This is a genomic window from Streptococcus sp. SM5 (assembly GCF_027497975.1).
In genome coordinates this window covers 24,782-37,600 of the sequence record NZ_JAJNSC010000017.1, presented here as the reverse complement: position 1 = coordinate 37,600, position 12,819 = coordinate 24,782, and the positions used below count along the sequence as shown (strand labels likewise).

The following is a 12,819-nucleotide window of genomic DNA, read 5'->3' as shown; positions in this document are numbered from 1 at the left end:
TGAAAATATTGAAAATAATTCCAAAAATAGTAAAAAATCCTTGAATTATCTGTTAAAAACGGTATAATAGAATTAATAGGACCGCCCACCTCTCTTTGATGTGACAAGGCGGACATTTTTTTATACGGAAGTTACTATGAAAATTAAAGAATTTAAAACTTGGGATGAGCAGGTGGCCAAATTAATTGAGCACGGATGTAAAGATATCAAATCAAATGAGTATGCGATTGATATTTTACAAAAGGTTAATTATTATCGGCTAACTGCTTATTTTTTACCTTTTCGTGACAAAGAGACGCAGAAGTATGATTCCAGCAAGGTTTCTTTGGAGAAAATTTATGGAATTGCTTGTTTTGATTCAGAGTTACGTTTGCTTATTTTCAAGTATTTAGAGGACATTGAGTTGTATTTTAGGACTCAAGTCGCCTATCATCATGGAAATAAATACGGAGCTTTAGCTTATAAAGAAGCGACTGCTTTTAATAAATTTCATAAACATAATGAATTTTTAGGAAATGTTGAAAAGGAGTTGGAACATAGGAAGAAAAGCCCTATTTATAAGCATCACCACCGAAAATATGATGGAGAATTTCCTATCTGGGTTTTAGTAGAATTTTTTACTTTTGGAATGACTTCGAAATTTTTTGCAGATTCTCCGATAGATATCCAGAAAGATATTGCTAAAAATGTTGGTATAAAGTCTACTCAAGTTAGAACCTATCTAGAAGTTGCAGTGGTTCTAAGAAATTACTGTGCCCACTATAATCGTTTATATTATACAAGCTTCACAAAGGTCCCTGGTCAACTCCCTACTTTCATGAACGAAAATAGTAAATTGAAAAATAGACTAATGGCACAACTTTATGCGGTTAAAAGCCTCCATCCTGATAAGAAAAAATGGAATGAAGGATTTCTAGGTGAATTGTCAGCACTCATTAAACGTTATCAAGCAGTAATTCATCTGCATCATATTGGATTTGTAGAGGAGTGGGAAAAAGTACTAAAGAAATGAGGAAGTATAATATGAACATCCTAGAGGAAATCCAAAACTGTCCTGTTGAGTGGAAAGATTTAGGGGAAGTGGTATTTCTAAAACGTGGAAAAACAATTACCTCTAAAACAGCTACTGATGGACCTTATCCAGTTATTTCTGGAGGTCAGAAGCCTGCATACTTCCATGGAGACTTTAACAGAGAAGGTGAAACAATAACTGTTGCAGGTAGTGGTGCATATGCAGGTTTTGTGATGTATTGGAATGAACCGATATTTGTATCAGATGCTTTTTCTATTAAACCATTTGATAAAATGTTAAGTACAAAGTATTTATACCATTATCTCCTTGAAAAACAAGGAATACTTTTTAGTCTAAAAAAAGGATCAGGAGTACCACACGTGTATCCTAAGGATGTTTCAAGAATTTCCATCCCTATTCCTCCGTTAGAAATTCAAGAAAAAATCGTGCAAAAACTTGACAAAATGACTGAGTATGTTACAGAATTGACCTCAGAATTGACCTCACGTAAAAAGCAATATTCTTATTATCGAGATAAACTCTTATCCTTTGAGGATGAAGTTTATCAGGTTGAGTGGAAGATGTTAAGTGAGTGTCTAAAAAAAGGAAAAGGGACTAAAATTACAGCTGGTCAGATGAAACTACTTCACAAAGATGGTGCACCAATCCGTATCTTCGCAGGAGGAAAGACTTACGCTGATGTGAACTATGGAGATATTCCTGATAAAGATATTCATACTGAAGAAGCAATTATTGTAAAATCTCGCGGGATTATTGATTTTGAATATTGTACAAAACCATTTAGTTTTAAAAATGAATTTTGGTCATACAGTTCAGACAATGAAAATATCAATTTAAGATATATTTATCATTACTTAGTTCATAATAAAGAACATTTTCAAAACATCGCTAATAATATGCAGATGCCACAAATTTCTAGTAATGATACTGAAAAATTCAAAATCCCAGTCCCTTCTCTCGAAATCCAGTCTCGTATTGTTCAAGTTCTGGACAATTTTGACAAGGTTTGTAATGCCCTCAACATCGGACTGCCCAAAGAGATTGAACTTCGACAAAAACAGTATGAATATTTTAGAGAAAAACTCTTGACATTCGTCGCCGAAGGCGAGTACACTGAGAGTAGAGTAGAGGAGTGGGACAACTCCGCTATTATCAAGCTTTTACAGTGGGTATTTGGGCCAATTCGAGTGAAGGTGGGACAAGTTGTCAATTTGCAACGTGGGAAACGACTTGTTAGAAAGCAACTAACTACTTCAGGAAGTGTTCCAGTTTATCAAAATAGTTTGGCCCCCTTAGGATATTATACCGAATCAAACAGAGTGAAAAATACTAGCTTTGTAATTTGTGCAGGGGCGGCTGGTGAAATTGGGTATAGCACTGTGGACTTTTGGGCAGCAGATGATGTCTACACGTTAGAGACGTCAGATAATATTTCTGATAAATTTATGTACTATGTCTTGTTAAGTAAGCAAGATAGACTCAAATCACAGGTTCGAAAGGCTAGTATTCCTAGATTGTCTAAGGATATTATTGATAAAGTAACGTTCTACTTACCATCTCTTACTGAACAAGTAAGAATCGTCTCTACCCTTGACAATTTCAATACTTTAACCAACTCTCTTTCTGAGGGCCTTCCAAAAGAAATCGAACTAAGACAGAAACAGTATGAATACTGGAGAGAACAATTATTAAACTTTACTAGATAAATTCTTTAATCATTTTGAGATAGAATCTCAATTAAAATAAAAAAAGGAAGCATGCAATGGTTGATTATTCAAAAGTACATGAAGTAATTGCGGAAACAAATGAAGGGATTCTCTTGGCTGAGTATCAACCAGAGTATCGCACAGATAGAGAATTTCAGTCTGAGGCAGATTTGGAAAGACAATTGCTTATGGATTTAGTCAATGGTCTCAATTATGAACGATTGGATATCCATACACCTGCGGAGCTTTTAGCAAATGCAAAGGTCCAAATTGAAAAGCTTAATAAGGTGATCTTTACGAATGCTGAATGGCAACGTTTTGTAGTCGAGTATTTAGACTGTCCCAATGAAGGTTTGGTTGAAAAAACACGAAAAATCCAAGAAAATCATATCTATGACTTTGTTTTTGATGATGGACGGATTAAAAACATTTTTATCCTTGACAAGAAAAACATTCACAACAACAGTATGCAGGTCATCAACCAAGTGACGCAAGTGGGGAGTCATACCAACCGTTATGATGTGACCATTTTAGTCAATGGTCTTCCGCTAGTTCAGATTGAATTGAAGAAGCGTGGAGTTAGTCTACAAGAAGCCTTTAATCAGGTTCACCGTTATAGTAAGGAAAGCTTTAACAGCGAAAATTCTTTGTATAAGTATGTTCAGATTTTTGTGATTTCGAATGGCACTTATACACGCTACTTTGCAAATACGACAGCTCAAAATAAAAATCACTATGAGTTTACCTGTGAGTGGGCAGACCGTAAGAATAAGACTATTCACGAATTGGAAGATTTTACCGTTACTTTCTTAAGCAAGCGTGTCCTCTTGGAAGTTTTGACCAAGTATTGTGTTTTTGATGTGGATAATACCTTGCTCATTATGCGTCCTTATCAGATAGCAGCTACTGAGAGTATTTTGAGAAAAATCCATTCCTCGAATGAGATGAAGAATTTTGGAACAATCAATGCTTGTGGCTATATCTGGCATACGACAGGGTCAGGGAAAACCTTGACCAGCTTTAAGACAGCGCGCTTAGCGACCGAGTTGGACTACATTGACAAAGTGATCTTCGTTGTAGATAGAAAAGACTTAGACTATCAAACCATGAAGGAATATCAAAAATTCCAACCAAATTCAGTCAATGGTAGTAACAATACAAAAGAACTCCAACGCAGTATCGAAGAAAATGATGATCGAATCGTTGTCACAACTATTCAAAAGCTAAACAAATTTATAACAGCAAATCCAAATCATGAGATATATAGTAAAAAATGCGTTTTGATTTTTGATGAGTGTCATCGTTCACAGTTTGGGAAGGCTCAAAAGCGTATTAAGAAGGCTTTTAAACAGTATGCCCTATTTGGATTTACAGGGACACCAATTTTCCCAGAAAATAGCTTAACGGGAGAAACGACACAAGAAGTTTTTGGAGAACAGCTCCATAATTATGTTATCACGGATGCTATTCGAGATAAAAAAGTATTGAAGTTCAAGGTTGATTACAACTATATTAAGCCTGAAATCAATAAGTATAGAGAAGCTGAAAAAGCAGTTGGCCGAGAGCTTGATGAGAAGAAACTCAAAAAGATGGAGAAGGAACTCCTTTTGCATCCAGAAAGGATAGCAACCATCACAGAATACTTACTTCGCGTGTATAATACAAAAACACACCGAAATCAATACTATACTCATAAACAAAAACAATTGGCTGGATTTAATGCTATGCTGGCTGTACAAAGTATTGAAGCTGCTAAGTTATACTATGACGAACTCCAGCGACAACAAGCAGCTTTACCAGAAGCTAAACGATTGAAAGTTGCGACTATTTTTAGCTTTGCGCCTAACGAAGAACAGTCAGCTTATGGAGAAATTCAAGATGAAGAGCTAGAGCCTCAAGATACAGCCATGCCTCTATCTTCTAAAGAGTTTCTTTCTAGAGCGATTAATGATTATAATCACATGTTCAAGACCAACTTCTCAGCTGATGGGAAAGAGTTTCAAAATTACTATCGTGACCTTTCCAAACGAGTTAAATCCAAGGAAGTGGATTTGCTGATTGTAGTTGGTATGTTCTTGACGGGATTTGATGCCCCGACTATGAATACACTTTTTGTCGATAAAAATCTACGTTATCATGGATTGATTCAGGCTTTTTCTAGAACTAATCGAATTTTTAACAAGGTTAAACCTTTTGGGAATATTGTTTGTTTCCGTGATTTAGAAAAGGCTACGCAAGAAGCTATTAAGACTTTTGGAGACACCAATAAGCTTGAAATCATCTTAGAAAAAAGCTTTAGTGAATACATGGATGGTTTCGTGGATCAAGTAACGGGTATTGAGGTCAAAGGCTATACTGCGGTTTGTCAGGAAATTTTGGAAAGATTCCCTAATCCACAAGAAATTGAAACAGAGCATGATAAAAAAGAATTTGTTAAGTTATTTGGTGAGTTGTTGAAGCTTGATAATGTTCTTCGAAATTATGACGAATTCCAAGAAATCGACAAACCTATTTCAGAAGGTTATCTTCAGGATTTAAGAAGCACTTATGTGGAAATTCGAGATGAATTTTTGAACCTTAAAAATTATGAAAAGACCAAGGAGTTGGATGTTGATCTTTCAGATGTTGAATTTGAAATCGAACTCTTAAAAACAGATGAGATTAATCTAGACTATATTTTGGCATTGATTGTTGAAAAATCTAAGAATTCTGAGTCTAAAGAAGCAATGAAAGCTGAAGTTAGCCGTGTGATTCGTTCTAGTATCGATATTCGTGCCAAAGAAGAGTTGGTTATTGGATTTATCAATGACACTGATTTGCAAAAATTGAAAGACCATGATGGTATTATCAATGCTTTCTACGAATATGGTAAGGAGCGTAAGAAAATCGCGATTCATGACCTAGCTGAGTCTGAGAAACTTGTAGATGATTATCAATTATTCATCGACAAATCAATTCAACGAGGTTATGCTGAAAACAGTGGGACTGATTTAGATTCGATTATTCCACCAACTTCTCGTAGACAGGGAGCGCGTGAACGGAAAAAGCAAGAAGTTTTACGTAAGATTCAGTTGTTAGTAGAGACTTATTCAGGTATTTAAGGATTGTCGACTAAGACTTATTATAAAAATCAGGCTCTACAAAAAACACTCTTTATTCGCTCATAATTCGCTCATTTTATAAAAATAACTTTGTTTCCATATTTCTGGGGAACTAGTAGAAAGTAAGGAGAAATATGGAAAATAACAACCAACGTGCCCTTTGTCAGAAACTCTGGGCTAGAAATAAATACCTCGTTTTGAGCTATTCCAGTAACATATACAATGAGATTCGTCAGTATCTCAAGCAAGAAGTGGTGGAAGTGACTCAGGTTCAAGAGATGATTGATCGTGCCTGCCAGATTCCAGAGCATAGGGGTCAGGTTTGCAATGCCTTTCAGCATATTTGGGGCTATTTCAAAAAGAAAGCGACAGATGCTGAGCGCAAGGACTATATGCTCTTGCTGGATTGCTACCGCTTTGGTCAGGCTTCTAAGGAAGACTTGATTACTAAGACTCGAGACTTGCTTGATTGCTATCCAAATACCTATTTGCAACATTCGACTTTACTGGAAGGAGACTCCCATGAGACTTTGGCATGAGGCTTTGATTTCACAGCTTCCTCGTCCTCAACTCTTGGGGCAACATCGAGAGTGTTGCGCCCTGCGTGGCAATGGCTGGGGCAGAAAGCATTCAACGGTGGACTATGTCTTTACCCACTCGCCCTATCGTCTCTATGCTTATCATGACTTGATCATGAAGGAGATGGTGAAACGAGGCTTTAAGGTCAGTCCAGAGTGGCTGGACAAGAACTACCGTGGTAAGATTTGTCCTTCTTATGAGGATTTACCTGAGGAGACTTTGACGAGCCCTATTTACAAGGAGCACGATGCTGCCTACTATAAGGAGTGTCTGGCAAATCTCCGAGAGAAGGGGATTGACTTATAGTCTTTTCTAATAACAAGCCATAGTCACTTATAAGAATTACTAATAACGCGTTTGAGTATTCTAACTGAAATTGAGCTATAAAACAAGCTACACAAAGGATTTGAGGCATTTGTCTCAGGTCTTTTTCCTTTGTTTAAAACAGAGATATAGTTTCAAACTATATCAAAGCCTAATTTTTTACAATTATACAGATGATTTCTTTTCTGTTAAGATAGTTTCAACAACAAATTTTGGAGGACACATCATGTCAACTACAATCATCGGTTTCCCTCGTTTGGGCGAATTCCGCGAATTAAAATTTACAACTGAAAAATACTTTAGAAAAGAAATCTCAGAAGAAGAACTCTTGGCAGCCGCAAAAGACTTGCGTGCTAAACACTGGAACATTGTCAAAGAAAAAGGCATCACTGAAATCCCATCAAATGACTTTTCTCACTATGACAACTTCCTAGATGCAGCTTTCCTTTTCAACGTGGTACCTGCTTCAGTTCAAAACTTGGACTTGTCTGACCTTGAGCGCTACTTCGCTTTGGGTCGTGGTTACCAAGGAGAAAAAGGAGACGTTCGCGCCCTTCCAATGAAGAAATGGTTCAACACCAACTACCACTACATCGTTCCTAAATTTGAAAAAGACACTCAAGTCAAACTTGCAGGTCACAAAATCTTTGATGAGTTCCAAGAAGCCAAAGAACTTGGATTGAACACTCGTCCAGTTCTTGTAGGTCCATTCACTTTCCTTCAATTGTCAGACTTTGAAGAAGGCGTGAAAGCAGAAGACTTCGTAGACAGCTTAGTGGCTGCTTACCAAGACGTTTTTGCTAAATTGGCTGAACTTGGTGCGACTCGTATCCAACTCGACGAAGCTGCTCTTGTAAAAGATTTGACATCTGAAGAAAAAGCTCTCTTCTTGAACCTCTACAACAAGCTTTTGGCTGACAAAAAAGGTCTTGAAGTCTTGCTTCAAACTTACTTCGGAGATGTTCGTGACGTTTACGCTGACCTTGTAAACTTGCCAGTAGATGCTATCGGTCTTGACTTCGTTGAAGGTAAGAAAACTCTTGAATTGGTTAAAGGTGGTTTCCCAGCTGACAAGACTCTTTATGCAGGTATTGTCAATGGTAAAAACATCTGGCGCAACAACTACGAAAAGAGCTTGGCCGTTCTTGAGCAAATCCCAGCTGAAAACATTGTATTGACAAGCTCATGCTCACTTCTTCATGTGCCATTTACAACTGCTAATGAAGAATTTGAACCAGCAATCTTGAACCACTTTGCCTTTGCAGTTGAAAAATTGGATGAGATTCGTGATTTGGATGCTATCCGCAATGGTCAAGGTGAAGAAGCACTTGCAGCTAACAAAGAACTCTTTGCGACTGAGCGTGTTGGTGAAAATGCGGAACTTCGTGCGCGTATCGCTGGCTTGACAGACGCAGACTACACTCGTTTGCCAGCCTTTGCAGAACGTGAAGCTATCCAGGAAGAAGCTTTCAAACTTCCAGCTCTTCCAACAACAACGATCGGTTCATTCCCTCAAACTAAAGAAGTTCGTGCTAAACGTTTGGCTTACCGTAAAGGTGAATTGTCTCAAGAAGAGTACGATGCTTTCCTTGCTGAAACGATCGATGAATGGATCAAATGGCAAGAAGATATCGACTTTGATGTCCTTGTTCACGGTGAATTTGAGCGTAATGACATGGTTGAGTACTTCGGTCAAAACTTGTCAGGTTACCTCTTCTCTAAAAATGGTTGGGTACAATCATACGGTATGCGTGGAGTTAAACCACCAATCATCTGGGGTGATGTCACTCGTCTTAACCCTATCACTGTTAAATGGTCTAGCTATGCACAAAGCCGTACAAACAAACCTGTTAAAGGTATGTTGACTGGACCTGTTACCATCCTCAACTGGTCATTCCCACGTGAAGACATCTCTATCAAGGATTCTACTCTTCAAATCGCCCTTGCTATCAAGGATGAAGTGCTTGACCTTGAAGCTGCTGGTGTGAAAATCATCCAAATCGACGAGGCTGCTCTTCGTGAAAAATTGCCACTCCGTCGTAGCGACTGGTACGAAGACTACCTTGACTGGGCAATTCCTGCCTTCCGCTTGGTACACTCAACAGTAGCGCCAGACACACAAATCCACACTCACATGTGTTACTCAGAATTTACAGATATCATCCCAGCTATCGACAACATGGATGCGGACGTTATTTCCTTTGAAGCTAGCCGTTCAAACCTTGAAATCTTGGACGAACTCAAAGCGAAAAACTTCCAAACTGAAGTGGGACCTGGGGTTTACGATATCCACTCACCTCGTGTGCCGAACGAAGGCGAAATCGATAATACTATCGAAGCCATTCTTGCTAAAGTGCCAAGCAAGAAAGTTTGGATCAACCCTGACTGTGGTTTGAAAACACGTGGTATTCCAGAAACAAAAGAAAGCTTGATCCGCCTTGTTGAAGCAGCTAAAGCTGCGCGTGAGAAATTGTAAGATTAGATTTCTCCCTATAACGGTTGTTCAAAATGAAATCAAAAAGAAAAGGATAAGGACTATGTCACGCCAAACACCGTCACTCTCATTTGAAGTGTTCCCTCCAAACCCAGCCGTGGGTAATGATAAAATTATTTCTGCTCTTCAAGATATGCAGGAGTTGGCTCCCCACTTTATTAGTGTAACTGCCAGCAATAATAAGTTTAATATCAAGGAAACGACGGTTCGCTTGGCTGACTTTATCCAAAATGACTTGGCGATTCCGACTATTGCTCACTTGCCAGCCATCTATTTGACTAAGGACAAGGTGGCTGAAACCATTGCGGACTTGGACAAGGTTGGCGTGCAGAAAATCTTGGCTCTTCGTGGGGATATTATTCCAGATGTGGAGCCACAAAAGGATTTCCGCTACGCAACTGACTTGATTGAGTTCATCAAGGAACAAGCTCCTCACTTTGATATTATCGGAGCATGCTATCCAGAAGGGCATCCAGATTCACCAAATCAGATTTCAGATATTCAAAATCTTAAGAAGAAAGTGGATGCAGGCTGTTCCAGCCTCGTAACTCAGCTTTTCTTTGACAATGAGCGCTTCTATGATTTCCAAGACAAGTGCATCTTGGCTGGGATTGATGTTCCTATTCATGCAGGGATTATGCCAATTCTGAATCGAAATCAGGCTCTCCGTCTCTTGAAGACTTGTGAGAATATCCATATTCCACGTAAATTTAAAGCTATCTTAGACAAGTATGAGCATGACCCTGAGTCGCTCAGAGCAGCAGGACTTGCCTATGCAGTGGACCAAATCGTGGACTTGGTAACTCAAGATGTTGCTGGAGTGCATCTCTACACTATGAACAATGCAGAAACAGCAAAATACATCCACCAAGCAACACATGCTTTGTTTAATCACCAGTCTCTAGGATAATAAAAAGCAAACCATTCTTCTCAGGTGAGGGGAATGGTTCCTTTTTAATGGTAAAGACCGCACTTTTTAAGAGAAATATGATAAAATAGACTCTGTACGTACTTGATACAAAGATGAGGGTATAAACAGGTTTTTAACTATTCAAATCTGCTATAAAAAGGAAAAATACTAAAGAATAATATTTTTAAACTTTTCAAAGTATCTAAATAGTTGAACACGGGCTAAATCCCTAGTGAAAAAGATAGATTTCCTAGTGTGCATCGCACACTAGGAAATCGAATGCTATCTTGTATAATTGAACCCGGCCGAAAAGCTGTGTAAAAAAGATAAACTGTCTTGTCTTCATCGAAGACTTCGTCAGTTTCCTATTTTTACTTTGCTTTTGACGTCCTTAGTATCTTGATCTTTGTAGGCAAGGCGTATAATTTCATCAATCCAAAGGGGATTAAAATGACAAAACAAGTGTTTCAAACGACTTTTGCGGGTCGTGAGTTAATTGTAGAGACTGGTCAGGTTGCTAAGCAAGCAAATGGTGCAGTTGTTGTACGTTACGGTGAGTCAACTGTCTTGACTGCTGCCGTTATGTCTAAGAAAATGGCAACTGGAGATTTCTTCCCTCTTCAAGTCAACTACGAAGAAAAAATGTATGCGGCTGGGAAGTTTCCTGGTGGCTTTATGAAACGTGAAGGACGTCCTTCAACGGATGCGACATTGACAGCGCGTTTGATTGACCGTCCAATCCGTCCTATGTTTGCGGAAGGTTTCCGTAATGAAGTGCAAGTGATTAACACAGTGCTTTCTTATGATGAAAATGCCTCTGCACCAATGGCAGCTATGTTTGGTTCATCATTAGCATTGTCTATTTCAGATATTCCATTTGACGGACCAATTGCTGGGGTACAAGTGGGCTATGTAGATGGTCAAATCATCATCAACCCTACGCAAGAACAAGCAGAGCAATCGCTCCTTGAATTGACAGTAGCTGGTACCAAACACGCCATCAACATGGTAGAGTCTGGTGCTAAAGAATTGTCAGAAGAAATCATGCTGGAAGCCCTCCTTAAAGGGCACGAAGCAGTCAAAGAATTGATTGCCTTCCAAGAAGAAATCGTTGCAGCAGTTGGTAAGGAAAAAGCAGAAGTAGAATTGCTTCATGTGGATGCTGAATTGCAGGCTGAAATTATCGCAGCCTACAACAGTGACCTCCAAAAGGCAGTTCAAGTAGAAGAAAAATTGGCTCGTGAAGCTGCAACTCAAGCAGTTAAGGACCAAGTTACTGCTGTGTATGAAGAAAAATATGCAGACCACGAAGAATTTGATCGTATCATGCGTGATGTGGCTGAAATCTTGGAACAAATGGAACACGCAGAAGTGCGCCGCTTGATTACAGAAGACAAGATTCGTCCTGATGGTCGTAAGGTCGATGAAATCCGTCCTTTGGATGCGGTTGTTGACTTCCTTCCTCGTGTGCACGGTTCAGGTCTCTTCACTCGTGGGCAAACTCAGGCCCTTTCAGTCTTGACCTTGGCTCCGATGGGTGAAACTCAAATCATTGATGGTTTGGATCCAGAGTATAAGAAACGCTTTATGCACCATTATAACTTCCCTCAATACTCTGTAGGGGAAACTGGACGCTACGGTGCACCTGGTCGTCGTGAAATCGGTCACGGTGCTCTTGGTGAGCGTGCTCTTGCTCAAGTCTTGCCAAGTTTGGAAGAATTCCCATATGCTATCCGTTTGGTAGCTGAGGTCTTGGAATCAAATGGTTCTTCATCTCAGGCTTCTATCTGTGCGGGAACGCTTGCCCTTATGGCTGGTGGTGTGCCAATCAAGGCGCCAGTAGCAGGAATTGCCATGGGTCTTATTTCAGATGGAAACAACTATACAGTCTTGACAGATATCCAAGGTTTGGAAGATCACTTTGGAGACATGGACTTCAAGGTTGCAGGAACTCGTGACGGGATTACAGCCCTTCAAATGGATATCAAGATCCAAGGGATCACTGCAGAAATCTTGACTGAAGCCCTTGCCCAAGCCAAGAAAGCTCGTTTTGAAATCCTTGATGTGATTGAAGCAACCATTCCAGAAGTTCGTCCAGAATTGGCTCCAACTGCTCCGAAAATTGATACCATCAAGATTGATGTGGACAAGATTAAGATTGTCATCGGTAAGGGTGGAGAAACCATTGACAAGATTATCGCTGAAACAGGCGTTAAGATTGATATCGATGAAGAAGGAAATGTGTCTATCTACTCTAGCGATCAAGATGCCATTAATCGTGCTAAAGAGATTATTGCTGGTTTGGTCCGTGAAGCCAAAGTGGATGAAGTTTACCGTGCTAAAGTCGTTCGTATCGAGAAATTTGGTGCCTTTGTCAACCTCTTTGATAAGACAGATGCCCTTGTTCATATCTCTGAGATGGCTTGGACGCGTACCAATAATGTCGAAGACTTGGTAGCAATCGGGGATGAAGTTGATGTTAAGGTTATCAAGATTGATGAAAAAGGACGTGTGGATGCTTCTATGAAAGCCCTTCTTCCTCGTCCTCCAAAACCTGAACGTGATGAAAAAGGTGAAAAATCAGAGCGTCCTTACCGCCCACGTCATCACAAGGATCACAAACCTAAGAAAGAAATTACAGAAACACCAAAAGATTCAGAATAAGAAAAGGA

The 12,819-nt window shown here is 39.3% G+C and carries 8 protein-coding genes; all 8 read left to right on the top strand.

Translation table 11 applies throughout. The features are described 5' to 3' along the window. The first annotated feature begins 136 nt into the window (after positions 1-136). The 8 genes from PAN07_RS12430 to pnp all read left to right on the top strand — a co-directional run bounded on the left by PAN07_RS12430 (position 137) and on the right by pnp (position 12,811). Positions 137-1,012 carry an Abi family protein gene (locus PAN07_RS12430; protein WP_120769863.1) on the top strand — a complete coding sequence of 292 codons (876 nt, stop codon included), beginning with the start codon at positions 137-139 and terminating at the stop codon, positions 1,010-1,012. Between the two features lie 11 nt (positions 1,013-1,023). Next, a complete protein-coding gene (locus PAN07_RS12425; protein ID WP_261141358.1) occupies positions 1,024-2,739 on the top strand; it encodes a restriction endonuclease subunit S in 1,716 nt (571 codons plus the stop codon). Between the two features lie 56 nt (positions 2,740-2,795). Further along, complete coding sequence (locus PAN07_RS12420) at positions 2,796-5,840, top strand: type I restriction endonuclease subunit R (RefSeq protein ID WP_269798000.1); 3,045 nt, start codon at positions 2,796-2,798, stop codon at positions 5,838-5,840. A gap of 134 nt (positions 5,841-5,974) precedes the next feature. Next, the gene (locus tag PAN07_RS12415; RefSeq protein WP_247933451.1) at positions 5,975-6,379 is read left to right on the top strand and encodes a YbgA family protein; all 405 of its coding nucleotides are present in this window, start codon (positions 5,975-5,977) and stop codon (positions 6,377-6,379) included. Beyond that, positions 6,363-6,725 carry a TIGR02328 family protein gene (locus PAN07_RS12410; RefSeq protein WP_084862956.1) on the top strand — a complete coding sequence of 121 codons (363 nt, stop codon included), beginning with the start codon at positions 6,363-6,365 and terminating at the stop codon, positions 6,723-6,725. The genes PAN07_RS12415 and PAN07_RS12410 overlap by 17 nt, the downstream gene beginning before the upstream one ends. Before the next feature lie 244 nt (positions 6,726-6,969). Further along, positions 6,970-9,219 (top strand): 5-methyltetrahydropteroyltriglutamate--homocysteine S-methyltransferase, encoded by a 2,250-nt coding sequence (gene metE / locus PAN07_RS12405; protein ID WP_084862958.1) that lies wholly within the window; start codon positions 6,970-6,972, stop codon positions 9,217-9,219. Positions 9,220-9,280: 61 nt separating this feature from the next. Then, on the top strand, positions 9,281-10,147 hold the full coding sequence (gene metF, locus PAN07_RS12400) for a methylenetetrahydrofolate reductase [NAD(P)H] (protein WP_261121388.1): 867 nt from the start codon (positions 9,281-9,283) through the stop codon (positions 10,145-10,147). A gap of 450 nt (positions 10,148-10,597) precedes the next feature. Further along, entirely contained in the window at positions 10,598-12,811 is a 2,214-nt protein-coding gene (gene pnp / locus PAN07_RS12395; protein WP_115904921.1) for a polyribonucleotide nucleotidyltransferase, read from the top strand. Positions 12,812-12,819 lie beyond the last annotated feature (8 nt).

Coding starts and splice junctions, on each gene's coding strand:
- PAN07_RS12430 (WP_120769863.1), top strand. CDS start 137: ATGAAAATTAAAGAATTTAAAACTTGGGATGAGCAGGTGGCCAAATTA.
- PAN07_RS12425 (WP_261141358.1), top strand. CDS start 1,024: ATGAACATCCTAGAGGAAATCCAAAACTGTCCTGTTGAGTGGAAAGAT.
- PAN07_RS12420 (WP_269798000.1), top strand. CDS start 2,796: ATGGTTGATTATTCAAAAGTACATGAAGTAATTGCGGAAACAAATGAA.
- PAN07_RS12415 (WP_247933451.1), top strand. CDS start 5,975: ATGGAAAATAACAACCAACGTGCCCTTTGTCAGAAACTCTGGGCTAGA.
- PAN07_RS12410 (WP_084862956.1), top strand. CDS start 6,363: ATGAGACTTTGGCATGAGGCTTTGATTTCACAGCTTCCTCGTCCTCAA.
- metE (WP_084862958.1), top strand. CDS start 6,970: ATGTCAACTACAATCATCGGTTTCCCTCGTTTGGGCGAATTCCGCGAA.
- metF (WP_261121388.1), top strand. CDS start 9,281: ATGTCACGCCAAACACCGTCACTCTCATTTGAAGTGTTCCCTCCAAAC.
- pnp (WP_115904921.1), top strand. CDS start 10,598: ATGACAAAACAAGTGTTTCAAACGACTTTTGCGGGTCGTGAGTTAATT.